Source organism: Pseudomonas sp. NFR16 (assembly GCF_900108875.1).
GTDB lineage: Bacteria > Pseudomonadota > Gammaproteobacteria > Pseudomonadales > Pseudomonadaceae > Aquipseudomonas.
This window is the reverse complement of record NZ_FNYJ01000001.1, coordinates 1,227,510-1,252,948: the sequence shown is the minus strand read 5'-3', so window position 1 is coordinate 1,252,948 and position 25,439 is coordinate 1,227,510. Positions and strand designations below refer to the sequence as shown.

The following is a 25,439-nucleotide window of genomic DNA, read 5'->3' as shown; positions in this document are numbered from 1 at the left end:
TGAAGTCGAAAGGGCGTCGATGGCCGGCGCCCGTCATGCATCAGCGCGCCCTGAAGGTGCCGTTGTCGGTCTGGCCCAGTTCTTGTGCAGGCATCGGATCGCCTCGGTCGGCGACCTCACCGTCTGCTGTGGCTTTCTTCGGCCGGGTGGGGTGTTTGCCGTAGTCGAAGGTGACCTCGCCCATCAGGCGTTCGATGCTCAGGGTACTGCCGCTCTTGTAGCTGACGAACGGAAACGGCGTGCCGAACGAGTCTTCCTTGGCCGCAGTCTTGAAAATGGCGATGCTCTTGATGCGCAGGTTGTTCTTGTCACTGAGCAGGCCTTTGAGCATTTCGTCGCTGAGGGTTCCGTTCAGGGCGCGTTCTTCGATGAGTTGCTTGATGTCGTCGCGGACCTCAAGTTTGATCTCCGCACGCGTGGTGCCTTTGGTGTCCTTCATCGCGTCGAGCAGGCTTTTGAGTTGAGGCTCGGCGCTCATCATCTCGTGAATGCGCTGGGCGTTGCCTTCATTGCAATCCAGGCTCAGCATCTGCTTGACGCTGTCGATGCCCCGTTTTGCCAGCGCCACCTGATCGACCCGGTTGACGTTATTGTGCTTGACCACCATGTCCATCAACGTCATCAGGCTGGAGCCCTGACTGGCGGCGATGTTCTGCCGGTCGAGCTGGCGCAGGCTCATGCGCGCGGCATATTGAGCGTCGTTCTCATCGGTCAGGCCGGTGTGGTATTTCTGCTTGAGGTCCTGCAAGACCTGTTCAGGGCGCTTGCCCTCTGGCGCCGGGTTTTTGCTCAGCGCCGGAAAGGCTTTCTCCAGCGCCTCGCTCACCGCTTTCACATCGGCAGTCTGCACCGGCAAAGCCTGCTTGAAGCGCACGTCGTAGGTCTTGCCGGTCTTGTTGTCGAACGCCAGCGTCGCGCTGACCCCCAGCGGTGCACCGGCGGAGATGAACAGGTCGTTGGGACGCGACGAAAAGACCGTGCTGAACATCCGCGCGTAGCCCGTCACCGAACCCTTTTCGAGGAATCGCGCGCGGTTGCTGCTGTAGATGTCGGTTTTCAGCCCGTCGCTGCCGCGCCCGGTGGTTCTTTCCTTCTCTGCACTGAGCAACGACAGGCTGCCGAGCAGACCGGCGCCGAAGCGCATGAAGCCTGCGACCGGCTCGGCGTCGGTCTGGCCTTTGTTGGTGCGTGATTCGATGTTCACGCCCAGATCGAGATCGAACGTGTGTTTGCCGGTGGTCCGAACTTCCTTTTCAACGCCGCGATCCATCAGCGCCATGGGCTTGAGACTGCCCGGTACCTCGCGCTTGCTGCTCGCCAGCGGCGTCTGCATCAGGTCGGCCATGAACGCCTCCAGTTCGTCGTCGCGAACGAAGAAACTCAGCGCTGTGCTGTTGGCGTACTTGTACTTGCCGTCCAGGCTGCCGGCGAACCAGCCGGCGTTGGACTGAATATTGGCGTGGCTGTCACCGGGCGTGCTTTGGGTGTCGCTCTTGCCGCCGCCGAAGCCGAAGCTGCCGGTGCCGCTGATTGCGCCTTCGCGGGTCAGGGCCACTTTCAGGCCGCGGTCGAAGCGGGTGAAGGTCAGGCCATAAGTGCGCTCCGGGTCGATGTTGCCGCGAAACCCGAGAAAAGCCGCGCCGGCCGGGCCGGAGACGCCACCGGTGATGCCGCCGCCATAATTGCGGTTCAGCTTGAGGCTTTCCCGTGGCTCGAGATCGCGCAGCGCCTGAGTCAGCTTCCGGGTGATGTCGGCATTGTCGGCCCCGGCAGGGGACTGCAGGCCTTGCAGCACGCCGCGCTTGAGCGGGTGGTTTTCCTTGCGCAGGTGTTTGAGCAGGTTTTTGGTGGCGTCATAACTGGCTTCCAGTGAGGCATGGTTGCGAAAGCCGGCGTCGGTGTAGCGCTTGACCGAGCTGCCTTCGTAGACATCGTTGTGCAGCGTGGCCAGCGCCGTGGCGAGGGTGTCGAGATTGTTCTCGCCTGGCCGCTTGAGCTGATCCGCGAAATCGTCGAGCGCCGCGCTGATTTCACTCAACACTTTGACGTCCAGCGCCAGACGGGCGCGCAGCAGCGCCTGACTGTCGCCTCGCTTGCGAGAATTATCCAGAGCGGTTTCGGTGTTGCGCCGCTCCAGCGTGAAATGCGCGTTCTCCAGCGAGGTCAGCAATTGCCCCAACGGCTGATCGTTATCGATGCCGGTGTGACGCAACACGCCGGCCACCTGGGCCATCATGTCGTTTACCCGCGGCCTGCCCCTGAATGTCGGGTTGATCTCGCCGTTTTTCAGCAGGGCCTTCTGATCCTCGGCCAGTTCGCGAAGGGTGCGGTGCAGGTCGTCCGTGACGCTGGTTTGAAACCAGCCAAACAACTCGGCGAGCTCGCTGGATTCGGGCGACATCAGGCGCGGCGCCAGGGCGTCAATGCGCTCGGCCATCGACTGGGCTGGCGCGCCTGTTGCGGCTGCGGCACGGGCGTTGAGGTCTTGCAGCAACGCGGTTTCTTCCGCGTAGATCGGCGCCAGGCCCTCGCGGCCTTTCCAGGCGTGCTGAAGGCTGTCGCCCGGCACCTTGACCGCGCCGGTCAGGGAAAGATGCGAGGTGAGGTAATTCTGGGTGATGGAAGCCGGGGCATACTGGCGGACCTGCATGCTCTCGACGTTGTTACTGCCCCACGCACTGACGGTCAACTTGCGCGTACCTTTGCGAACGGTTTCCGGCTCTGCGGCGGCCAGTCGATTGAAGTCTGCGTGAGGGACATGGTGTGTCGCAGGAGCGGGTGCAGCCGCTTCCCATCCATCCTCGGTTTTGACGAACTCGCCCTGTGTGGTGCTCGCCAACAGGCGTCCGTCGTGATGAGGCCGCAGATCCTCGAGGGTCGCCGCCGGCGTCGTGTCTGGACCTGCGACCGTTTGCCAGGCGGCCTCCGGCCGCATTTTTCGGGCATTGGCGCGATCGCCGTCCATTTGGAACAGCACGCCGTCGCGCAGGGCGAACCAGTGTTTGCCGCCGGTGCTGATGGCCTGAATGTCCCGCTTGCCGGGCGGCTGCGGCAGCAGCGTACGTTCGCCGTTCTGGTCGTGCAGGCGCAGCTCGCCGCCGCTGAGCGTCATGAAGTTCTGGTCGTTCTGCACCGCGAGTTTTTCCGCCGTCAGGTGCTCGGCACCGCGCATGGCCGTGCCCTTGGCTTCGGTGCCCCGTCCCGGCAGCGCCAGATCGATCCCGCGGCCCATGTCATGGGCGGCGGCCTGGGGCACCACTTTCAACTGCTTGAGCTTGCCGTCCTTGTCGATCAGGTAGGCGAACCCATCCTGACCGGCCTGCAGCGCCTTGATGTCTTTCTCGGTGGTCTTCTTCCATTCCCCGGTGCGCGGGTCTTGCACCAGCAGGTTGCCCTCATGCCGCGCGATCTTGCCGCGCGGCAGCTGGATCTGTGCGTCAGCGGCGGGCGCAAGGGCCGGCAAGCCGCGCTGGCGATCCATGATCAGCGGCGTCATGCTCCAGCCGGGGACAAAGTCGCCTGTCTTGTCGTCCCACGCCGCACTGTGCTCCAGCCCTTGCTGATCCTTGATTCTGGCGTGCAGGACGTTGTTCTCGTCGTGAAAGAAATCACTGACGGTGTGATTGCCGAACGCGGCCTGGAGTGCAGGTGACGGCGGCGCTGGCGTGAGTCTGAGTTCGCCGGTCACGAACATCGTCTGCTGGCGCTCATCCATCGATGGCATGTCAGCCTGCAGCAACGTGCCGGAGGCGGTGGTCGCCAGCGCCCGGTTTCCGGCGATGGCCACCGTTTTGGGCTTCATGGCCTCATCGTTGTCCGTGCCGGTGGGCACGATCAGGTGATGCATGTCGTGCAGCCCCGGCCCGAACGTGTCGCGCAGCTCCAGTAACTGTCGGCCGCGGGTGTCCTCGCTGAGGGCCATCAGCTGTCCCTGCGGCGAACGGCCTAGAGACGTCACGGTGTGAGCGAAATTCAGCGCGTTGTTCAAATCACCGATGGCGAACACCCGGCCTTCGTCATTGAGTCCGAACAGGCTGCCGTCTCCACTGTTGTGCAGGCTTTTCAGCGTTGCCCCTTTCGGGGCTTCGTGCCATTCACCTTGTCGCAGCTGGTACAGCTTGTCCTCGTGAATCCGCCAGGCCCTGTTCTGCCGGTCCTTGTGCACGCCGGTGATCTGCGCGCGATGGGCGTCGCCCGGCATGGTTACGCTGAAGGCGTTGTTGGCGCGGTTCTCACTGGTTTTGAACAGCGAGAGCGCAAGATCGCTGGCATGGGCGTGGACCAGTCGATCCTGGGCATCCACCAGCAGGTATTCGGTTTTCTCCGGGCTTTGATCGAGCTGAGCGAGGCCCTGATAGCGTTGGTCGCGTTTGTTGAGAATGCCCTCGAGCAGTTGCTCGGTGCGATTGGTCTGGCCCGCGGCGCCGAAAACCAGCTTGCGGTCCTCCAGGGCCATGGTGAGGCGAGGCGTCATCTCAATGGCTTCGGGAGCAGCTTGCGACGAGCTGGCCACAGGCGCGCCTGAGGGCGCGGCAGGCGCGAGGCTGCCTGCCGCCGCTGCCGAGGTGGGTGTGGGGACAGGGGACGCGCTGCGGGGGACCGATGAGGCGTCTCCGGGTTTGGCCTTGAACAGGCCGCCTGCGAAGTGCTGGGTTTTCTGCAGCGTCGAGCGGCTGGCACTCGCCATGCGTGCCAGCACGTTTTTGCGCTGCCTCGGCCCGGCCGATTCCGTGGCCGACTGATTCAGTGAGGTGCTGCTGACGTTCGAAGTCCGACCGAGGGACACCGGGGGTAAAGCCATGCTGACGCCATCCCTGCAAGTGAGTGCTTTGCAGGGTGAGTGGCGTCAGGTGGGCGTGCGGTTCCCGATTTTCTGCAGCGGATCAGGCAGGTCCGTCGGAGGGCTTGCGTCGAGGGCGAGACACCACTGACTCGATGTTCTTGCGGCCGATCAGCAGCGGACTCTTGGCCTTGCGCGACTCGGGCATGGGTGCGAGCCATTTGTACATCACCAGGCAATCGACCAGCCCGAGCTTTGCGTGACGATAAGCCCGGGGCAAGCGGCCGACCACCTCGAAACCCAGCTTTTGCCACAGCGCCACGGCAACCTCGTTGGTGGCGACCACCGAGTTGAACTGCATGGCGCTGAAGCCGCTGTCCAGTGCCAGGCGTTGCGAGTGTTCGCACATCAGGCGCGCCACCCCCCGGCCGCGCGCGGCGGGGGTGACCATGTAGCCGCAGTTGCACACGTGGCTGCCCGGGCCTGCAGCGTTGGCCTTGAGGTAATAGCTGCCGAGCAGCACGCCATCTTCCTCGGCGATCAGCGTGTGCAGCGGATATTCCAGCCACAGGTGCAGGGCTTGTTCAGGGGTGAGGTCGGGGTCGTAGGCGTAGGTTTCCTGCGCCTGGATCACCGCCTGGAAAGTCGGCCAGAAGCGCTCGAAGTCCTCGGCGGTCATGGGGCGAATGTGAATCATGGAGCACCATCGTCCAGTGGGAAGCGAAGCGGTAGGGGCGCGCCTGCCCGCGATTGCGATCCACCAGCCACCTTTGTTTCAGCGGATGGACCGTCCTCGCGGGCAAGCGCGCGCCTGTTCAGGGGGATCGAGGCAGCCTTACGACACCACGCGGTAACACGGCACGTACGCGGCACCGCCTGGCAGCTTCATCCGGTGCTGCTCGACGAAGGCCTGCAGCAGCTTGTCCAGCGGCTGCATGATTTCGGCATCGCCGTGGATTTCATACGGGCCGTGTTCTTCGATCAGGCGGATGCCCTTGTCCTTGACGTTGCCGGCGACAATCCCGGAAAACGCCCGACGCAGGTTGGCCGCCAACTCGTGCGGCGGCAGGCCGCGGCGCAATTGCAAGGCGGACATGTTCGCGTGGGTCGGGTCGAACGGGCGCTGGAAGCTTTCTTCGATCTTCAGCAGCCAGTTGAAATGGAAGGCGTCGGCGCGCTCGCGACGGAACTGGCGCACGGCGGTCAGGCCTTCGGTCATCTGGCGCGCGACTTCGGCTGGGTCGTCGATGATGATGGTGTAGTGCTTGTGGGCCGCTTCGCCCAGCGTCGCGCTGACAAAGGCGTGGAGCTGCTCCAGATACGGCGCGGTGCTCTTGGGCCCGGTCAGGATGACCGGGAATGGCAGGCCCTGGTTGTCCGGGTGCATCAGGATACCCAGCAGATACAGGAACTCCTCAGCCGTGCCCGCGCCGCCAGGGAAGATGATGATGCCGTGGCCGACGCGAACGAACGCTTCGAGACGCTTCTCGATGTCCGGCAGGATCACCAGCTCGTTGACGATCGGGTTCGGCGCTTCGGCGGCGATGATGCCCGGCTCGGTCAGACCCAGATACCGGCCGGCAGTGATGCGCTGCTTGGCGTGGGCAATGGTGGCGCCTTTCATCGGGCCTTTCATCACGCCCGGGCCGCAGCCGGTGCAGATGTCCAGCTTGCGCAGGCCCAGTTCGTGGCCGACCTTCTTGGTGTATTTGTATTCTTCAGTGTTGATCGAGTGGCCGCCCCAGCACACGACCATTTTCGGTTCGACGCCGGGGCGCAGGGTGCGGGCGTTGCGCAGCAAGTGAAAGACGTAATCGGTGATGCCTTGCGAGCTGCTCAGGTCGATGCGCTGGCTGTCCAGTTCGCTCTCGGTGTAGACGATGTCACGCAGGGCGCTGAACAGCATCTCCCGGGTGCTGGCGATCATTTCGCCGTCGACGAAAGCGTCCGCCGGCGCGTTCAGCAATTCCAGGCGCACGCCGCGATCCTGCTGATGAATGCGCACTTCGAAGTCCTGGTAGGCCTCCAGGATGGTTTTTGCGTTATCGACGTGGGCGCCAGTGTTGAGGATGGCCAGGGCGCACTGGCGGAAAAGGTTGTAGGTGCTGCCTGAACCGGCGGCGCTGAGCTGTTGTACTTCACGTTGCGACAAAGTCTCCAGGCTGCCTTTTGGGCTGACCGAAGCATTGATTACTTGTCTTGGAGCCATTCTGAATTCCTTGAAAGCGATGCCGACGGGCCGTTAGCGGCCGCTGGCATTAGTACAGTGAGCGCCAGGGACGTTCACGCATGGGCCATTTTTTACATCGGTTGGTCAGGAAAGCAAACGTCCTGAGAGAAATCTTCGTCCGGGCAGCTGCGCTGCGTCCGATGCCCGGCACTCGTGGCCCGTTTGGTCGGCCGCTTTTGATTTTGCGGCGTGTCCCGGTATGCTGCACGTCGACGACCCGACCCGCCGACCCCGCGACTCTATGATTTTCAACTTCACGGTATTTCTCTGCACCCTGATTGCCATGGAAGGTGTGGGGTTTCTCGCGCACAAGTACGTCATGCACGGCTGGGGCTGGTGTCTGCATCGCTCCCACCATGAAGCGCACCTGGGCGCCTTCGAGACCAACGATATCTACCTGCTGGTGCTTGGACTGGTCGCGGTGGGCCTGATCGTCCTCGGCAACAGCGGCCACGATCCGCTGCAATGGGGCGGCGCAGGCGTAGCGGCCTTCGGCGTGATTTACGTGCTGTTCCATGACGGCGTCATGCACCGACACTGGCCGCTTCGTCCACGTCCGCGCAACCGTTACCTCAAGCGGCTCTATCACGCCCACCTCATGCATCACGCGGTCAAGGGCCGTCGCAACAGCGTGTCGTTCGGCTTTCTCTACGCCCCTTCGATGCACACCCTCAAGAAGCAACTGCGGGCGATGCGCGATGCCGAGCAGCAGAACGCTGGCCAGGACAGTCACGCTGCATCGATCCTGTCAGACCTGCAAAACGGCTGATCCCGCGGTTTTTCGCCGATGCCTTGCTGTGGCCGTTCCCGCAGATGCTAAGTTTGACCCCTGTGCTTTCAACTTCGAGTGAACGGGAGTCTGTCATGGATCTTGGATTGTCAGGCCGTTGGGCCATCGTGTGCGCGGCGAGCAAAGGGCTGGGGCTGGGATGCGCCAAGGCGCTGGCCAGAGAGGACGTCAATCTGGTGATCAATGCGCGCGGCGATGAGGCGCTGCAGGCAGCGGCTGCTGAACTGCGTGTGCTGGCGCCGGGCATCGAGGTGCGCACAGTCACCGGCGATATCAGCCAGCCGCAGGTGCGCGAACAGGTGCTGGCGGCGTGTCCGCAGGTCGACATACTGGTCAACAATGCCGGCGGACCTCCGCCCGGCGATTTTCGTGACTGGCAGCGCGACGACTGGATCAGGGCGCTGGACGCCAACATGCTCACGCCCATCGAACTGATCAAGGCTTGCGTCGACGGCATGGCCTCGCGCGGGTTTGGCCGGGTGATCAACATCACCTCCGGCGCGGTGAAGGCGCCCATCGACACGCTGGGGCTATCCAACGGCGCGCGCAGTGGTCTTACCGGTTTTATCGCGGGGCTTGCGCGGCAGCCCCAACTGGCGGGCAAGAACGTCACCATCAACAATCTGCTGCCGGGGCCTTTCGACACCGAGCGGCTGCAGAAAAACATCAGTCTGGCCGCCGGCAAAAAAGGCATCAGTGTGGATGCGGTGCTCGAACAGCGTCGCGGCGCCGTGCCCGCTCAACGTTTCGGCACGGTCGAGGAATTCGGTGCGTTCTGCGCGTTTCTGTGCAGCACCCACGCCGGCTTCATGACCGGCCAGAACCTTTTGCTGGACGGTGGCGGGTATCCGGGCACTTTTTGATGGCGGTCATCATGAAATTGTCCGGGATGAGCTTTTCATCGTCCATCAAGTGAAGTAGAACAGATCACCCAAGCGGCTTTTCGGCCGCTGCGCAGATTCCATTATTCGTTTTCGGGAGAGCACCGTGACTCAGGCAACGACACAGGCAGCAGGCAAGATGATCACTTTCCAGCGTCCGGACGGGAAGGAGGTCAGCGGTTACCTGGCCAGTCCGGCAAAAACCCAGGGCGCCCCGGCGGTGGTGGTGATTCAGGAGTGGTGGGGGCTGAACGAGCAGATCCGTGGTGTGGCCGATCGTCTGGCGGCCTCGGGTTATCTGGCACTGGTGCCTGATCTGTATCGCGGCGAGATGACCGTCGAAGAGGAAGAGGCCCATCACTTGATGAGCAATCTGGACTTCGGCGATGCCGCAAGCCAGGACATTCGCGGCGCTGTGCAATACCTGAAAGGGTATTCGCAGAACGTCGGCGTCACCGGGTTCTGCATGGGCGGCGCGCTGACGCTGCTGGCGCTGAATTTCATTCCGGAACTGACCGCTGGCGTCGTGTTCTACGGCATGCCGCCGCTTGAATACCTCGATCCCAAGGCCATCAAGGTGCCGGTTCAGGCGCATTGGGCCACTCAGGACGAGTTCTTCCCGGCGGAAAACGTCGACAAACTGGAGGAGAAACTGGGCGAAGGTGGGGTGGACATCGAGTTCCATCGCTATCTGGCGCATCATGCCTTTGCCAATGAAACCGCTGTAGGCCCCGGTCGTATTCCCGGCACCCAGTACGATCCGGTCTGGGCGCAGCTGGCGTGGGATCGCGCGCTGACGTTCTTCGGGCGTACCCTCTGGGGCTGAGCCATCGGGCTCTCCGGCATCTGCGCCGACGGGACTTTTCGCGAACGGATTCGCGTCCGACAGTGAGTTGTGTGTCCTGACAGAGGCGCAGTCGCTGCAAGTTCTGACGCGCACAAAAAAACCGGTCGTGCCTGGTTGGCATGACCGGTTTCTGGTGCAACCGACGAGGATCAGATCACGCCGCAGGCAACCCGATCACCGCCACCGCCCAATGGCATGGGCATGTCGGAGTGGTTGTCGCCGCCTGCGTGGATCATCAGTGCGTGGCCCTTGATCTCGGAGATCTTCTTCAGGCGCGGCGCAAGCACCGGGTAGGTCGCATTGCCGTCTGCCGTGACGTAGACAGCGGGCAGGTCGCCCAGGTGGCCGTTGGCATAAGGGCCCAGATGCTTGCCGGTCTTGGCCGGGTCGAAATGCCCGCCTGCGGCCAACGCCGCGCCTTTCTTGCCGTCCTTGGTGCCAGCGTCGCAGCTGCCGTTTTCGTGAACATGGAAACCGTGCACGCCTGCAGGCAGCGAGGTGAGTTTAGGTGTGAATTCCAGACCGTACGCCGTTTCGCTGATGGTGATCTGACCGATCGGCTGAGGCGCACCGTCAGCGCTCACCAGATTGATCGGGACATCGAGAGTGGCCGCCTGCGCGGCCAGAGAAAGTGTGCCCAGAAGGCCGAGCCAGAGATAGCGTTTCATAAGCGTTCCATCGAAGGTGTGGGTGTCGGTGTCCAGCCAGGCTGAACGGCCCGCAGCGTTCGGAGGCTGCGTGGGTTTGGAGTGCCCGCCGCGCCGGAGGTTCGCCGCCGGTGAGCTTCAGCTCCGGTGCCGGGGCGGAATGGCGTAGGTGCCGACGACATGCGCGACCGCATCCGGCAGGCCTTCGGAGTACAATGAGACCTCGCCGATGGCCAGGGTTTTGCCGATTTTCATCAAGTGGCATTCAGCGATGATCCGCCGATCCGCTTGCGGCTTGCGCAGGAAATTGATCGTCAGGCTGGTGGTGACGGTCAGCGGCACGATACCGATCACCCCCAACACCGCCACGTACAGGGCAACGTCCGCCACGGCCATCAGAGTTGGCCCGGACACCGTGCCGCCGGGACGCAGATCCGATTCACCCACCGTCTGCGACACCGTGGCCCGCTGATCGCCGACCTTTTCCACGACAATCCGGGTTTGCGGAAACTCCCTGGCGATGAACGCCGCGATCTCTTCTTTGCTCGCCATCGTGTTCTCCTGCAACGGGTCCGACAGCCTCCGCGAGCACAGCCCCGCTTGTCAATCCAACGCATTCCTGTTCTTCGCGGGATGCCGTCCGGATTGCGGTGCTTGTCATCCGGACGGCATGGGCGTCGCGGCGACATAACGATCATTCCTCAGCTAGTCTTGCCGTTCGATCCGCGGGACAGCGGGCGGGGGAGCGGGGAACACATGCAGAAGCTGGTGATCGGAATCGATCTGAGTACGACCACGTGTAAGGCCATCGCCTGGGATCCGCGTGGTCTGTTGGTGGCGCAGGCGCGGGCGCCATTGTGTCTGTCGCGGCCTGCGCCGAACGCTTATGAACAGGACCCCGAATCGTGGTGGCAGGCGACGCGGCAGGCCTTGAAGGCGTTGATGCCGATGATCGAAGGCAAGGTGATTTCAGCGGTTGCGGTGGTCAATCAGCGCGAGACCGTGGCGGTCACCGATGCCGACGACAGGCTGTTACGGACGGCGATTCTCTGGCTCGATGAGCGCCGCAAAGATGCAGTCGCGACGCTTTGCGAGCGTGTCGGCCATGAGCGGCTGCATGCGATTACCGGCAAGCCTTATGACTGGGCGCCGGCGATATACAGCCTGGCGTGGATGGCCGATGCCGAACCCGAGCTGTTCAGCCGCATTCATCATGTGTACGAGCCTCATGCCTGGCTGGTGCGCAAACTCACCGGGCAGTTCGTCACCAGTTGGGCCAGCGCCGATCCCTTCGGTGCCTTCGACATTCACCGGCACGCGTGGGCTGACGACGTGCTTCAGGCGCTGCCGATGCCGTTGAGCAGCGAGTGTTTTCCAAAGGCGTCGGCGCCTGGCTCGGTACTGGGCAAGGTCACTGTGCAGGCAGCGGCGCTGACCGGTCTGCCTGTCGGCACAAGGGTGGTGGCCGGTGGCGGTGACGGGCAGGCCGGCGGCCTGGGGATCGGCGTCGTCAGCCCCGGCACGGCGTACCTGAATCTGGGCACGGCCATCGTTTCCGGCGTGTACGCCGAGACGCCAATGGTCGACGCAGCCTTTCGCACCCTGTGTGCCATCGATCGGCAGGGCTACGTGCTGGAAACGTCGCTGCGCTCGGGCACGCTGCTGATCAACAGCTTGCTGCAGCAGTTTTTCGAGATCGACGTGGTGGCGCACCCGGACAGTCTGATCCGGCTGGAAATCGAGGCGTCGCGCGTGGCGCCGGGCAGCGAGGGTTTGATTCTGTTGCCGTACTGGAACGGTGTGATGAACCCTTATTGGGATCAGGATGCGCGCGGGTGTCTGTTGGGGCTGTCGCCGGATCACGGCCGCGCGCAGATCTATCGGGCAGTACTGGAAGGCATTGCGCTGGAACAGGCCGTGGCGACCCGGCAGATGGTTCAGGCCACCGGCCAGCCGGTGAACATGTTCGTCGCCATCGGCGGCGGCGCGGCAAGCCGTCTGTGGTGCCAGATCATGGCCGACATCACGGACCGGCCGGTGTTGCGTGCCGCGACTCAGGAGGCGTCCAGCCTGGGCGCCGGAATTGCTGCCGCCGTGGGCGCCGGCTGGTACACGGACTTCGCCAGCGCGGCGCAGGTGATGACCCAGGACGGCGAGCAGTTCCTGCCCAACCCCGCGCTGCGCGGGTTTCATCAGGAGCTGTTGGCGCTGTACAGCGAACTCTATCCTCGGCTGCGCGATCTCTATCCGCGTCTGGCCAGGCTCAACCGGCGCTGAAGCCGCCGTCCACCGTCAAGGTCACGCCGTTGATCATCCCGGCATCGTCGCTGAGCAAGAAGGCGATGGTCGCGGCGATCTCGCCGGGTTGAACGAAGCGGCCCAGCGGGATGCGCGACAGCATCGACGCCGCCTTGGCCGGATCGCTCCAGGCCTTGTCGGCCATCGGCGTGAGCGTCACCACCGGATTGACGCTGTTGACCCGAATGCCATGGGGGCCCAGCTCCACGGCCATCACCCGGGTCATTGCATCCAGCGCCGCCTTGGAGGCGCAATACGCCAGATGATCGCGCGTACCGACGGCGGCGGCGAGGCTCGAGACGTTGACGATGGCGCCGGGCACGCCTCGGCCGATCAAGTCGCGCGCGACCACTTGCGCCACCACCATCGGCGCGCGCGTGTTCACGGCCATCAGGTAATCGAACGTCTGCACGGACGTCTCGAGAAACGACTCAAGCTCGACCACGCCGGCGCAGTTGACCAGCAGATCGATGGGCAGCGCGCCGGTCACGGCAGCCCGGGTGGCCGCGACGTCGGCCAGGTCCACCACCAGGGTCTGATCGCAATAGGCAAGGTCCGCCGCGTTGCGACCCAGTGCAATCACCTCGGCGCCGCAGCGGCTGAGCCATTGCACGGTTTCACGGCCGATGCCTTTGCCGGCGCCGGTCACCAGAATGCGTTTGCCGCTGAAGTCGTGGATGGCCATGGTTGCTCCGGGTCAGTTGTCCTGTTCAAGCAGTTGCCGGGCGGCGCTTTCATCGATCACCAGCTCATGGACGACATTGCGCAGCAGCACCGCACGAATGATCTCGGCCTTGTAGGGGCCTCCGGACACCAGCACGACCTTGCGCACTTTGCGCAGGTCTTCCAGGTCCAGCGAGATGGCCCGCCGATTGAGCGGATGGTTGACCTCGATGCCGTCACGGTCGAGCCAGCGCCCGAGCAGATCACCCACCGCACCCGCCGCGCGCAGTGAACGGGCGTCTTCAGGATTGACCAGTCCCAGCTCCAGCATCAGCGAGCGTTCGCTCAGATCACCGACGGTGAGCAACGCCAGGTCAGCCTGGCGCGCCTTGCCCAGCACGTCCTGTACCGAAGCCTCTTCAAGGATCATGTTCCGGTATTGTTCTGAAGGCGCGAACACCGGTGCGGCGAGGTAGTAATAGGAGCCGCCGAACAGGCCGGCGAGGCTGGAGGCGATCTCGACGGTGTTGTTCGCCGAGCCGTAATGCAGGCCGCCAAGCAAGGACAGCACCGTCATGTTCGGCAGTGACCGACCTTGCAGCTCGCGCACGGCCTGCCGCAGCGTGCGACCCCAGCCAACGGCGATGATGCAACCGTCAACCAGATACGTCTCCAGCGTCGGCGCAACCCCGACGCCCAGCACGCGAAAGATGCTCGACGGATCGTCTGGCGACGGCACCACCGTCACCCGCTGCAGGCCGAACCGTTCCTGAATCCGCTCCTCGAGTTCGACGCATGAGGCCAGCGGTGAATTGATGCGGATCTGCACCACGCCTGTTTCACGACAGATTGCCAGCGCCTTGTTCACCCGCACCCGCGTGATGCCCATGCGGTCGGCGATCTGTTGTTGGGTCATGTTGTTGACGTAGTAGTACCAGGCGATACGAATGTTCAGTTGATCCTCCGCGTTCACCATTTCGGTGTCGGCGGTCAATTCCGAAGAGCGATTTTGCACGGCAGTGTCCTTGGCATGGCCTGGGAAGCGGGGCGCCTATTTCACGGCGCCCATGGTCAGACCTTGTACCAGATGCCTGGAAACCATCAACGCGAAAATGATCACCGGGAACACGATCAGCGTACCGGTGGCCATGATCTCGCCCCACGGCAAGTCGTAGCCGCTCATGAAGCTGGTCGCCGTGACCGGGGCGGTACGCGCGACATTGCGCGTGAGCACCAGCGCGTAGAGGAGTTCGTTCCAGGAGAAGATGAACGAGAAAATCGCCGACACCGCAACGCCCGGCATCGCCAGGGGCAGGGCGATGCGCCAGAAAATGGTGAAGCGTGACGCCCCGGACAATCGCGCGGCCTCGTCCAGATCCTTCGGCACGCCGCGAAACTGATCGGTGCAGATCCACACCACGATCGGCAGGTTGAAGGTGAGGTAAATCAGGATCAGCACCAGATGCGTGTCGATCAGACCCAGATTGCGCGCCATGAGAAAGATCGGCAGTGCGACCACGATCGGGCTGAGCATGCGGTTGGTGATGAACCAGAACCACAGATCTTCCTTGCCCCTGAATTCGAAGCGCGCCAGTGCGTAGGCGGCCGGTGTGCCGAGGCCAACTGCAAGCACGGTGGTGCAGACCGCGACGATCAGCGAATTGCCGAGGCTGTGCAGCACGTCGCGCTCGAACAACACTTTCACGTAGTTATCCAGATGCGGCGTGAAGGCCCAGATCGGCGGCGAAGCGAGCGCTTCAGCCTGGGTCTTGAGGCTGGTGGCGACCATCCAGTAGAACGGAAACACCGCGAACAGGAAGATCGCCAGCAGCCCGACCAGGTGCCAGGCGTTGACCTTCATGCGGGGTCGCACGTGGCTCGGCGCACTCGCCGCGAGCGGAATTTTTGCAGCGGGAACGGTGGCCATCTCAGATCTCCCGGTAGACGAATTTGATGTAGAGGCGCGCCAGCACAATGGTCAGGATCAGCAGCAGGATCGCTTGCGCTGAGGCCACGCCCTGATCGAACACCCGAAAGCCGATGCGCTGGATGTACACGCTGACCAGCTCGGTCGCCGCGCCCGGGCCGCCGCGGGTCATGGTGAACACGGTGTCGAACATTTTCAGGATGTCGGCGGTACGCAGGATCAGGATGACCGTGGCGCTGGGCAGCAGGAAGGGCAGTTGCACGTAACGCACGATCTGCCAGCGACTGCGGGTTTCGAGGCGCGCGGCCTCTTCGATTTCGTTGGGCACCATGGTCAGGCCGGCCAGCAGCACCAGCGCGCAGAACGGAGTCCATTGCCAGATGTCCATCAGCGCCACGGCGATGAACGCGTTGGTGGTGTCGCCCAGCCATTCCACGGGTCCGGCGTTGAGCATCGCGAGCAACGCGTTGGCCACCCCGAAGTCGCGGTTGAAAATCAGCCGGCCGATCAGCCCGGCCACCGCAGGCGCGGTCGCCAACGGAATCACCAGGCTCATCCGCGCCAACAGCTTGAAGCCTGACAGCCCCGGCTTGTGCAGCATCAAGGCGATGATCAGGCCGAGCGCCATTTGAATCGGCACCACGGTCAGCAGGAACAGACCGGTGCGACCCAGCGCGGCCCAGAACGAGGCATCGTTGAGCACGCTGAGGTAATTGTCGAAGCCGATGAAAGGCGTGGCGTCTTTGGGACGTGCCAGGTTGTACTGGCGAAACGAATTGACCAGTGCGAACACGGTCGGAAAAATCCCGATCAACGCCAGCGCGACGGTCGCGGGCGCCAGAAATGAAAAGGCGGCGCGAGTATTGTTCCAGAGCGTCGGGAACACCGGTTTTTTATTAATGGACATAGCACATTCTCAGAAGGCCTGTTTCTGCCGGAGGCGTAAGCAACTGCCGGGATGGCGCTGCACCTTGTCTCGCGCCACCCCGGAAGCTCCCACGGCCTGCGGCCAGAATCAGGAGCGCGTCGTGTCGGTTATTTCAGCAGTTTCGCCTTGCCGTCGTAGTAGCCCGCTTTCTTCAGGATGTCCTCCATTTTCGTGCCGATGGCCTTGGCCCCGTCCTGGACGCTGGTTTTGCCGAGCATGATCGCCGTGCCGTTCTCGCCGACCACTTCGGAGATTTCAGGCCACTGCGGGAAGCGCGGGCGGTAGTCCGGAACGCCGCCTTCCCAGGAGGTCACCATCGGCTGCACGAACGGGTATTTCTTCTGCACGTCCGCGTCCTTGTACACCGACATCCGGCCGCTGACGCCGCCTGCATCCAGATACGGCCTGGCCATTGCCTCGGAGGTGACCCACTGAATGAACAGCCACGCCGCCGCTTTCTGTTTGTCATCGGAGTGCGCGTTGACGCCAAGCGAGAACCCGCCCAGTGCAGGCTTGAGGCCCGCCGGCCCTTTGGGCTCTGTCGCCACCGCCAGGCAGTCGGTGATTTTGGATTTTCCGGGATCGGCCAGCGTGCTGTAGAACGCCGACCACTCAGTGATCATCGCCACCTTGCCCTGAGCCAGGGCGTTGACCGCTTCGTTGTGGTCATAATCGACGATGCCCGGCGGCATGAACTTCATCAGGTCCTGACGGAACTGCAGCCCTTGCTGAGACGCCTTGGAGTTGAGGTTCGATTTGAAACCGGCATCCAGCAGCGAGCCGCCGAACGGCCAGAGGAAGCGCATGAAGCTGTCCGCCGACTGAGTCTCACCCCGCCTGGATTGCAGGGCATAGGCGTAGCGGTCCTTGGACTTGTCGGTGAGTTTGGGCGCGTAGACCTTCAGCAGCTCGTCCCAGGTCGCTGGCGGTTTGTCGAAACCGGCGTCCTTGAGCATGCACTTGTTGTAGAACAGCAGGCCTGAGTAGTTGTCGAACGGCAGCCCGTAGGTCTGCTGGTCCCAACTGCCGAATGACTCCAGCAGGATCGGGAAGAAGCCGTCGAGCTTCAGCTCCGGGTCCGCCAGCCTGGCATCCTTGGTGAACGTGGTGACCGGCTCCAGCCAGCCGTTACCGGCGAACTCGCCGATCCACACCACGTCCGTCAGGACCACGTCGAGCTGTTCACCGGAGGTGAAACTCAGCACCTGGCGCTCGCGGCTGTTCTCGTAAGGGACGGTTTCGTAGGCAACCTTGATGCCGGTCTTCTTCTCGAACTCCGGCAGCAGCTTGATCGCCGCGGCATAACCGGGGCGGTCGAGGAAAATCGCCTTGATCTCGGTGCCCTTGTAAGGCGCGGCGGCCTCTTCCAGGGTCCAGGCCTGAGCCGCGCCTGCACCCAGTGCGACCGACAGGGCGAGGGCATTCCATACCAGCTTCTTCATTACGCGACCTCTTTATTGTTGTTGGTGAGGATGACGTTGTCTGCGCTCACGCGCGTCAGCGATTGCGGTGTTTCATTCCGGGTTGGGCAGGATGATGGTCTTCAGCGCGCCGTCGAGAAAGGCGGACGGATAACGGAAGGCGTCAGTCGCCTGTTGCAGGTCAAAGCGATGAGTCACCAGACAGTCGACGTCCACCTGACCCTGCGCGACCAGGGCAATCGCTCGGTCGTAGACGTGGCCCATGCGCCGCGACAGGCGAATGTCCAGGCCTTTGCGGCGCAGCAGCGATGCGCTCAATGGCGCGTACTGATCGCCATCGGGAATGCCCACCAGCACCACTCGGCCGCCGATGCGCGCAGACTGCGCCGCGATCTGAAAACCTTCGGGGGAGTTGGTCGCTTCCAGCACCAGATCCACGCCTCGGCCATGGGTCCATTCGGCAATCGCGGCGTGGTCGGAGGCGACCTCGTCGGCGCCCAGCTGGCGGGCTTTCTCGGTGCGGTAGTTGATCGGGTCGATGGCGTAGACGGCCTTTTTGCACATCATCTTCGCCAGTTGCAGCAGGCACAGGCCGATCGGGCCGCAGCCGATGATCGCCACCGTTTCGAACAGCTTCTTCGTGCCGGCAAGATCCATCGCATGAATCGCCACGCCGAGGGGTTCGAGCATGACCGCCTGCACCGGCGTGAAGTGATCGGGAACGGCGTAGATCTGACTGGGCGAGACCACGATGTATTCGGTCATGGCGCCGTGGGTGTGAGGCGGCGAACCGAGGAACTGCACGTGGGGGCAGAGATTCACGTGACCGCGCTGGCACCACTCGCACTGACCGCACGGCCTGGCCGGGTCCACGGCCACCAGTTGCCCGGCCTTGAGCTGCAGATCGGGATGGTCCTCGACCACACGGGCGGCAAATTCGTGCCCGGCGATGAAAGGCTCGGTGATGCGCGCATGACCGATGGCGCCTTCCTTGTAGTAATGCAGATCACTGCCACAGACCCCGACAGCGCTGACCCGCAGCAACACTTCGTCGCCAGCCGGCACCGGCAGCGGCTTGTCGCCGATGCGGATGTCGCGGATGCCATGGATGTATGCAGCCCGCATTCGGTGCGCTCCTTGACATTTGTATTTTTAGAATTACAAATGATCGTAGGACGAAATATTTCGCTGTCAAGTGTGTACACGAGACATTCCCGCAGGAGCGCGCTTGCCCGGGTCGCAACACACGAATGCATCGGGTCTGCCGCTTTCGCGGGCAAGCGCGCTCCTACACATCGCAGCACGTTGCAGGTCTGAAACAACAACAATAATTTCAGAGGACACGATTTTGACTGAGCTCAGTTTAAGTGGCGTCGAGAAAGCCTACGGCGACATCAAGGTGTTGCATGACATCCACCTGAGCATCGAGAGCCGCGAATTCGTGGTCTTCGTCGGGCCTTCGGGGTGCGGCAAATCTACCTTGCTGCGGTGCATTGCCGGTCTTGAAAGCATCACGCAGGGGCAGATCCGGATCGGTGCGCGGGACGTGACCTTTCTCGAGCCTGCCGACCGGGGCGTGGCGATGGTCTTCCAGTCGTACGCGCTCTACCCGCATATGTCGGTCTACGACAACATCGCCTTCGGCCTGAAGATGCAGAAAACCCCCAAGGACCAGATCGAGGCCAAAGTGCGCAACGCCGCGCGCATCCTGCAACTCGATCCCTTGCTGGATCGCAAGCCCAAGGCGCTGTCGGGCGGACAGCGCCAGCGCGTCGCCATCGGGCGTGCCATCGTTCACGAGCCGGAAGTCTTTCTGTTCGACGAGCCGCTGTCCAACCTCGACGCGTCACTGCGGGTGCAGATGCGCATCGAGATCGCCCGGCTGCACGCCGACCTGCAGGCCACCATGGTGTACGTGACCCACGATCAGGTCGAAGCGATGACGCTGGCGGACAAGATCGTCGTGCTCAACAAGGGCTGCATCGAGCAGGTCGGCTCGCCGCTGGAGTTGTACCACCATCCACGCAACCTGTTCGTCGCAGGGTTCATCGGCTCGCCGCAGATGAGTTTCTTGCAGGTGTCGGCGGCGGCGGTCAGCGCAGATGGCGTCGAGGTGGTGCTGCCCGGTGGCGGGCAGTTGCGCGTGCCGGTGCAGGGCGAAGGGGTCAAGGCGGGCGATGCGCTGACCCTGGGCCTGCGCCCCGAACATCTGTCGGAGCGCGGGCTGGGCGATGCGCAGATTCCGGTCAAAGCGCTGGTGGTCGAGCATCTGGGCGGGGAAACCTTCACTCATGCCCAGACGGCCGACGGCAGTGACCTGATGGTCAAGGGAGAGGGCATGTCTTCGGTCAAGGCCGGGCAGTCACTGGCGATCGGGGTCTCGGGCGTTCGCTGCCACCTGTTCGATGCCCAAGGCCAGGCGCTGCCTCATCAACTGCACTACACCGCCCGGGCTGCGGAAGAACAGCCGCCCCTGCCCGGACCGGTCGCCGCCGCCCGTTGAACCGATTCGGGGCGGTGGCGCTAAGGCCGATTACTGCCCCTGAACCTGCACCAGCGTGCCGAGCTGATCCGGTTTGCCCGCCACGACGACCAGGTAGCGGCGCTGATCCTGTGCATCGCTCTGCACGATCTGACGGATCGGACCAATAGCGTTGACGATGGCCGAACCTGCCGGGTTGGTCATGAAGGCCGACAACGGCTCCAGCGTGCCGCTGCCGTCGGCCTTGTCAGCCAGTGCCAGGGTGTAAGGCTGTTTGGGTTCAAGCCCGGTCACGGCCGCTTGCAGCACTTGGGTCAGCCCCTGATTGAACAGCGTGACGCTGGTCGGCGCTTTGTCCGCGGTTTTGTTGACGGCATTCAGGCTCAGATGCACCGCTTGCCCGGCCACGCCCAATGGCTTGAGGTTGTCGGTGCCGGGCCCTTTCTCCACTGCGTTGGGCACGTAGGCGATCGCCTGCGGCGCCTGGCCGATCGGGATGGTGGCGATGACCTTGTTGCTCAGGGTGTCGATGACCGCAAACGCATCGGCGTTTTCCAGCCCGACGTAAATGCGGCTGCCATCGCCGGAGGGCCAGACGCCATGAGGCAGATTGCCCACCGCAATCGTCGCGACTTTCTCGAAGGTGTCGGTGCGGTACACCTGCACCTCATTCAGCCCGCCCACGGTGATGTAGGCGAACGAGCCGTTGGCGTTATTGACCAGGTTGACGTGGTTGGCGATCGGCCCGATGTCCAGGGTTTTGATCAGCTTGAACGGCGGCCTGGCGTCGAAGACCTGCGCCTTGCCGACGTCCTTGAGGGTGAACCAGACCTGCTTGCCATCGGCGGATGCCGCGATGTTCGGGCAGAACGGGCTGACCTGCTGCACATGGCCGACAATCTTGTGGTCGGCGACCGACACCACGACGGTTTCCGGGTTGAACGAGGAGCAGACATAGCCGTATTTGCCGTCCGGCGAGAAGATCTGCATGCCGGGACCTGCGGGTGTCTTGATGCGGGTTTTTTCCTCGAAGGTCTTGGCATCGATCACTGACACGTAGTCTTCACCGCGCACCGTCACCCACACCTCTTTGCCGTCTGGCGTGAAAAACGCTTCGTGGGGCGCTCGGCCGACGTAGGTCTTGTGCTTGACGGTGTTGGTTTCGGTGTCGATGAAGGAAACTGAGTTGGTGCCGATCGACACCACCGCCAGAGTCTTGTGGTCTGGCGAGAAGCCCAGTCCATGCACCAGCACCTCGCCTTTGTATAGCGGGCTGAGGTTGCCGGGCTGCGGGTCGCCCAGGCTGATCACGCCTAACAGCTTGTTATCGACCGGGTCGGTCACCGATACCGTGTTGGAGAATTGCTCGGCAGCGTAGACGCGGTCGCTGTGAGAGACAGGAGTGTCTTTGGCCGAGGCTTTGCCGGGAATCTGCCCGGCGAAGCTGGACATCGAAGCAGTCAACAGGGCACAGGTCAGCAGTGCCAGGGGCAAGCGTGGAAGACTCATGGGGTATTCCTTCTTTTTGAGGTCCGGGATGAATGATCAGGGTTGGGTGGCGGCGGGCGACTGAGTCGGGGAAGCCACCGAAGGAGGCAGGGGCTGGCCGACGGCCAGGGCCATCGCGGCGATTTCCTGCTGCTGATCGACGATGATTTCCTGGGCGATGCGTTTGAGCTGTTCGTTGTGGCCGTACTTGAGCATGGTCAGGGCCATGTCGATGGCGCCCTGATGGTGAGCGGTCATCATCGCGACGAAGTCGTGGTCGACGTCGCCGCTGGGCTTGATGTCCATGCCAGCCATCATCCTGTCCATGGCGGCATTGTTTTCGCTGACGAAGGGCGCCTCGGCGCTGACCGGATCTGCGGCATCCGCGTGTTCGTGGCCATCATGAGCCATGGCGGCAGACATCGCGCTCATGAACAGCAGGGCGAGCCCGCAGCGCAGCGAATGGCGAGTGGTACGTGGCATGTGCGTTTCCTCCTGGCTGAAAGCGTTCACAGGGGAGACGACGGGGGCGGGGGTTTATTCCATGGGTGTCGAAGGAATGCGCTTGATGATGCTTCAGTCGATCTCCGAAGCGGCTTCGGGGTTCATCATCCTTGCGGCGACGCTGGCATCGCTGGGCACCATTCCGGTCGTGGGCATGGTTCTGCTGCTGGGCGTGGACCGCTTCATGTCCGAGGCACGAGCGATCACCAACACGATCGGAGCGGCGTCGGGACCATGGCGATGGCCCGGTGGGTCGGGGCGCTGGACACCGAGAAGATGCACCGGGCGCTCAACGGCGAGCCTGAACCGAGCATTGAACCGGCGTTAAAAACCCCCGAGTCGCCGGCCAAAGCGCAGATCGTGCCGTCACTTACGCGGGTGTCTCAGGGCTGAGCGGTCGCCCGGGCAGGCGCGCAGTGGAGCAGCGTCGATGTCTTCAGCCACTGCGCGTGGGGATAGTAGATGAACACCAGTTGACCGTCCTTCAAGACGTCGATCAGAGGACGGGCAACGTTGTTCGGAACGGCAGGGCAACCATGGCTCCTGCCGATTCGCCCGTTTTCGCGGGCGAACGCAGTGCTCACGTAGTCCGCCCCGTGGATCACCACGTCGCGCTCGAACGCCCGATCATTGAAACCCGCTTCCAGGCCGTCCATGCGCAACGAGTAGCCATTGCGGCCGACGTAGGGTTCGCGTGTGCTGTACAGGCCGATGCTCGACGCCAGACTCGAGGGTTCGTTGGAAAAGCGCGTGGCCATGTTTTCGCCGCTGTTGCGCCCGTGTGCAACCCGTTCGTGAAACAGCAAACGACGCTGCGCCAGATCGAAGACCCACAAGCGCTCTTCGGTGGAGGGCAACGAATAATCGATCACCGCCAGACGCGTGGGGCGCGCGCCGGTCTGCGTCTGATGACACTGCGTCGCCTGCAGCGCCAGCTCGATCACTTGAGGATTGGCCGTGGGCGCCGCATGGGCCAGCGCGGCGTGCAGGGATGGCGCATCGTCGGCGCGGCATAAGGCGCTCGCGAACAACAAGGCCAGTGATGACAAACGCGTGATCGGCATCGATGAGCTCATGTGGGGACGCAGCTTGGTCGCCACTATCGGCAACGGCAAGGCGGCCTGGCAAGTGGTTTTGGTCTTGAGCTCTGGGGGGATTGCATAAAACCAAAACGCCACTATGCTGCTGTCGGCGAGCGCATCCGATGTGACATGCGCTTGCGAACGGTCCCCATAACAATCGTGTCGACGACAGCTTGCGATGTTCCGATTCACCGCTGGCTGCGCGCCTTTCCTGGCCGCACAGACGTGACCCGGGTGCAGGATCGATCGGCCTCATGCAAAAGGTTCGACGATGCGCCTCATTTCTCTTTCGACAGGCCTGATCGCGATGCTGTTCGCGGCCGGGACACTCGCCGACGACGCAGCGCCTGCGCCGGAAGCGGTGGTCAGCAAAGCACAGGTGCTGGAGGAAAAAGCCGCCGAAAAGGACGGCCCGACGCCGGCGGTGCCGCAAAGCCAGATCATCACCAAATCCGAAGCTCAGGCCGTTGATCCGGCCGGCGTGGCGTCCGTGGATGACGCCCTCACGTGTCTGTCGCGGACCATTTACTGGGAGGCCAAGGGCGGCAGCGATGCGGACATGGAAGCGGTCGCCAACGTGGTCCTCAATCGCCTCGGCCATGAGGGCTATCCCGACACCGTGTGCGGCGTGGTGAAGCAGGGCGTGGAGAAAAAGGCCTGCCAGTTTTCATGGTGGTGCGATGGGCGTTCCGATCAGGTGCAGGAAGACGATCGCTACGCCGCATCGAAGGAAATCGCCCGCAAGGCGCTCAATCAGCAACTCACCGACCGCACCCGCGGCGCGATGTATTTTCACGACCGCAACGTCAAACCCGCGTGGGCGTCCGAGTACATCAAGACCGCCGAAACCGGCAAGTTCCAGTTCTACAAACCCAGAGATGGCAAAGCCAAGTGACGGTCAGGCGGGCCACGAGGCTGTAGGCGTGAGCTTGTATTTGGGCTGGTTCAAACGGGAGCAAGGCTGTAGGAGCGCGCTTGCCCTGGGCCGCACTCGGACGATCTGTCGGGAACCGGCAGCAAGTCCGGTGCATGCGGTGTGTCTGAATTACCGAGGTGGCCGGTTTTACGACTGCTGCGCAGCCGATCGCGGGCAAGCCACACTCCTACAACGTTTGTGCGGTGCGGACCGGTATCGCGGCAGGCCAAAAGACCTGTAGGAGTGAGCTTGCTCGCGAAGACTGAATTCCAGTCGATGCTTATTCAGCGAATGCACCGGCCTGTTCGCGGGCAAGCGCGCTTCTACCAGGGTTGCGCGGCGCTGGCTGGATTCTTGAACGGGCCACAAGACCCGTAGGAGTGAGCTTGCTCGCGAAGACTGAATTCCAGTCGATGCTTATTCAGCGAATGTACCGGCCTGTTCGCGGGCAAGCGCGCTCCTACAACGGTTGCGCGGCGCGGACCGGTATCGCGGCAGGCCACAAGACCTGTAGGAGCGCGCTTGCCCGCGAAGGCTCGGTCTTTGGCGCCTCGGCTGGCGTCATTGCACGCCGAACACCGCCGTCCAGTAGATGCCCGCGTCGCTTTTCGGGTCGACGGCGTAGGCGGCGCCGAGTTCGCGGAATTGCGGGTTCATCAGGTTGGCACAGTGCCCGGGGCTGGCCAGCCAGCCGTCGACGACTTTGCGGGCGTTGTCCTGGCCGGCGGCGATGTTCTCGCCGATCTGCTGGCCGATATAACCCGCCAGTTCCGCGCGGTCGCCAGGGGTGCCGCCGTTGCGGCCTTTGTGATCGAAGAAATTATTGTTGGCCATCGAGCGGGAGTGGCTCTCGGCTGCGCTGGTGAGGTTGTCGTTCCAGGTCAGCGGGGACGCGGCTGAATAAGGCTGACCACCACATTGATGGGGCACGGAACGCGCGGCGTTGATCAGGTCGAGCATCTTGCGGCCCTCGGCCTGCGAATTACCCAGACCGCCCGCCAGCAGTGGACGCGCAAGGACGATGCGCCAGTCGCGGTCGGCGCGGCTTACGCCGATGTCGACAAACTGCGGGTTGAGCACCACCTGACAGAAGCTTTCCTGAATCGCCGCCATCGCCGATTGCGCATCGCGCGGGCCGGAAAGGGTGATCGCTTGCACCGTGACCATCGGATAAGACGCCCGCGCCAGCATCGGTTGCAGGTCCACGGTGCCGGTGGCCGGCAGGTTCAGGCGCGGGTCCGTGGTCAGCGGCGGCAGCTCTTGCGAGGCCAGGTTGGCGCAAGGTTGCGCCTGGCTGCGATAAGTATTGATGGACTGGATCAGCTGCGTTTCTTCGCTGGCAACCGCCGTCCCGGTGACCAGCAGCACCCACGACAAGGCGGCAAGAGACGTGATGAATGTTCTGAAACGCATGGAAATCTCCCTTGAGCTGACGCGCCCATGATGCGCGATTTTGCCGGTAGCGAAATAGTCTGAGCCAAACAATCGGCGGAGGTTGCAGTTTTGCATGAGGATTTTGCAAACATTGCCTGCTGGAGGGCCGCAGCGCCAGCGC

General features: G+C 63.1%; 21 protein-coding genes and 1 pseudogene. 7 read left to right on the top strand and 15 right to left on the bottom strand.

What is annotated here, in order from left to right; translation table 11 throughout:
• Positions 1 to 40: 40 nt before the first annotated feature.
• The 3 genes from BMZ10_RS05555 to ppnN form a co-directional block, all read right to left on the bottom strand.
• Positions 41 to 4,801: an AvrE-family type 3 secretion system effector gene (locus BMZ10_RS05555; protein WP_093459013.1), complete on the bottom strand. Its 4,761-nt coding sequence runs from the start codon at positions 4,799 to 4,801 to the stop codon at positions 41 to 43.
• An 82-nt stretch (positions 4,802 to 4,883) separates the two neighbouring features.
• The gene (locus BMZ10_RS05550) at positions 4,884 to 5,477 is read right to left on the bottom strand and encodes a GNAT family N-acetyltransferase (RefSeq protein WP_093459012.1); all 594 of its coding nucleotides are present in this window, start codon (positions 5,475 to 5,477) and stop codon (positions 4,884 to 4,886) included.
• Between the two features lie 138 nt (positions 5,478 to 5,615).
• Positions 5,616 to 6,989: a nucleotide 5'-monophosphate nucleosidase PpnN gene (ppnN, locus tag BMZ10_RS05545; RefSeq protein ID WP_093459011.1), complete on the bottom strand. Its 1,374-nt coding sequence runs from the start codon at positions 6,987 to 6,989 to the stop codon at positions 5,616 to 5,618.
• 262 nt (positions 6,990 to 7,251) lie between these two features.
• On the opposite strand from ppnN, the gene BMZ10_RS05540 reads away from it, so the two are divergent.
• The 3 genes from BMZ10_RS05540 (at position 7,252) to BMZ10_RS05530 (ending at position 9,507) form a co-directional block, all read left to right on the top strand.
• Positions 7,252 to 7,779, top strand: a complete 528-nt coding sequence (locus BMZ10_RS05540; protein ID WP_093460050.1) for a sterol desaturase family protein — start codon at positions 7,252 to 7,254, stop codon at positions 7,777 to 7,779.
• Positions 7,780 to 7,874: 95 nt separating this feature from the next.
• A complete protein-coding gene (locus BMZ10_RS05535; protein ID WP_093459010.1) occupies positions 7,875 to 8,663 on the top strand; it encodes an SDR family oxidoreductase in 789 nt (262 codons plus the stop codon).
• A gap of 157 nt (positions 8,664 to 8,820) precedes the next feature.
• Entirely contained in the window at positions 8,821 to 9,507 is a 687-nt protein-coding gene (locus tag BMZ10_RS05530; protein WP_093459009.1) for a dienelactone hydrolase family protein, read from the top strand.
• A gap of 170 nt (positions 9,508 to 9,677) precedes the next feature.
• Here BMZ10_RS05530 and sodC read toward each other — a convergent pair whose 3' ends face one another.
• On the bottom strand, positions 9,678 to 10,196 hold the full coding sequence (sodC, locus tag BMZ10_RS05525) for a superoxide dismutase family protein (protein ID WP_093459008.1): 519 nt from the start codon (positions 10,194 to 10,196) through the stop codon (positions 9,678 to 9,680).
• Positions 10,197 to 10,313: 117 nt separating this feature from the next.
• Positions 10,314 to 10,727, bottom strand: a complete 414-nt coding sequence (locus tag BMZ10_RS05520) for a PaaI family thioesterase (RefSeq protein WP_093459007.1) — start codon at positions 10,725 to 10,727, stop codon at positions 10,314 to 10,316.
• A 204-nt stretch (positions 10,728 to 10,931) separates the two neighbouring features.
• On the opposite strand from BMZ10_RS05520, the gene BMZ10_RS05515 reads away from it, so the two are divergent.
• Entirely contained in the window at positions 10,932 to 12,452 is a 1,521-nt protein-coding gene (locus BMZ10_RS05515; RefSeq protein ID WP_177182043.1) for a xylulokinase, read from the top strand.
• On the opposite strand, the gene BMZ10_RS05510 is transcribed toward BMZ10_RS05515, so the two are convergent.
• From BMZ10_RS05510 to BMZ10_RS05485, 6 genes are all read right to left on the bottom strand, one after another.
• Positions 12,439 to 13,158 carry an SDR family oxidoreductase gene (locus BMZ10_RS05510; protein WP_093459005.1) on the bottom strand — a complete coding sequence of 240 codons (720 nt, stop codon included), beginning with the start codon at positions 13,156 to 13,158 and terminating at the stop codon, positions 12,439 to 12,441. The two genes, BMZ10_RS05515 and BMZ10_RS05510, sit on opposite strands and share 14 nt — an antisense overlap.
• A 12-nt stretch (positions 13,159 to 13,170) precedes the next feature.
• Complete coding sequence (locus BMZ10_RS05505) at positions 13,171 to 14,151, bottom strand: sugar-binding transcriptional regulator (protein WP_093459004.1); 981 nt, start codon at positions 14,149 to 14,151, stop codon at positions 13,171 to 13,173.
• 36 nt (positions 14,152 to 14,187) lie between these two features.
• Complete coding sequence (locus BMZ10_RS05500; RefSeq protein WP_218147167.1) at positions 14,188 to 15,063, bottom strand: carbohydrate ABC transporter permease; 876 nt, start codon at positions 15,061 to 15,063, stop codon at positions 14,188 to 14,190.
• 1 nt (position 15,064) lies between these two features.
• Complete coding sequence (locus BMZ10_RS05495; protein ID WP_093459003.1) at positions 15,065 to 15,970, bottom strand: carbohydrate ABC transporter permease; 906 nt, start codon at positions 15,968 to 15,970, stop codon at positions 15,065 to 15,067.
• A 128-nt stretch (positions 15,971 to 16,098) separates the two neighbouring features.
• A complete protein-coding gene (locus tag BMZ10_RS05490) occupies positions 16,099 to 17,433 on the bottom strand; it encodes an ABC transporter substrate-binding protein (protein ID WP_093459002.1) in 1,335 nt (444 codons plus the stop codon).
• Positions 17,434 to 17,505: 72 nt separating this feature from the next.
• Positions 17,506 to 18,537, bottom strand: a complete 1,032-nt coding sequence (locus BMZ10_RS05485; RefSeq protein WP_093459001.1) for a zinc-dependent alcohol dehydrogenase — start codon at positions 18,535 to 18,537, stop codon at positions 17,506 to 17,508.
• Positions 18,538 to 18,760: 223 nt separating this feature from the next.
• Here BMZ10_RS05485 and BMZ10_RS05480 point away from each other — a divergent pair, with 223 nt between their 5' ends.
• The gene (locus BMZ10_RS05480; RefSeq protein WP_093459000.1) at positions 18,761 to 19,915 is read left to right on the top strand and encodes an ABC transporter ATP-binding protein; all 1,155 of its coding nucleotides are present in this window, start codon (positions 18,761 to 18,763) and stop codon (positions 19,913 to 19,915) included.
• A 30-nt stretch (positions 19,916 to 19,945) separates the two neighbouring features.
• On the opposite strand, the gene BMZ10_RS05475 is transcribed toward BMZ10_RS05480, so the two are convergent.
• On the bottom strand, positions 19,946 to 21,403 hold the full coding sequence (locus tag BMZ10_RS05475) for a YncE family protein (protein ID WP_093458999.1): 1,458 nt from the start codon (positions 21,401 to 21,403) through the stop codon (positions 19,946 to 19,948).
• Positions 21,404 to 21,439: 36 nt separating this feature from the next.
• Entirely contained in the window at positions 21,440 to 21,865 is a 426-nt protein-coding gene (locus BMZ10_RS05470) for a DUF305 domain-containing protein (RefSeq protein WP_093458998.1), read from the bottom strand.
• A 112-nt stretch (positions 21,866 to 21,977) separates the two neighbouring features.
• Between BMZ10_RS05470 and BMZ10_RS05465 the strand changes: the two are divergent.
• Positions 21,978 to 22,279: pseudogene (locus tag BMZ10_RS05465) on the top strand (C4-dicarboxylate transporter DctA); the annotation flags it as partial.
• Here the strand turns inward: BMZ10_RS05465 and BMZ10_RS05460 are convergent.
• Positions 22,270 to 22,950, bottom strand: coding sequence for a murein L,D-transpeptidase catalytic domain family protein (locus BMZ10_RS05460; protein ID WP_093458997.1), 681 nt, complete (start codon positions 22,948 to 22,950; stop codon positions 22,270 to 22,272). The pseudogene BMZ10_RS05465 and the gene BMZ10_RS05460 sit on opposite strands and share 10 nt — an antisense overlap.
• 325 nt (positions 22,951 to 23,275) lie before the next feature.
• On the opposite strand from BMZ10_RS05460, the gene BMZ10_RS05455 reads away from it, so the two are divergent.
• Positions 23,276 to 23,863 carry a cell wall hydrolase gene (locus tag BMZ10_RS05455; RefSeq protein WP_371265946.1) on the top strand — a complete coding sequence of 196 codons (588 nt, stop codon included), beginning with the start codon at positions 23,276 to 23,278 and terminating at the stop codon, positions 23,861 to 23,863.
• A gap of 582 nt (positions 23,864 to 24,445) precedes the next feature.
• Here the strand turns inward: BMZ10_RS05455 and BMZ10_RS05450 are convergent.
• Positions 24,446 to 25,297 (bottom strand): CAP domain-containing protein, encoded by an 852-nt coding sequence (locus BMZ10_RS05450; protein WP_093458995.1) that lies wholly within the window; start codon positions 25,295 to 25,297, stop codon positions 24,446 to 24,448.
• Positions 25,298 to 25,439: the final 142 nt, after the last annotated feature.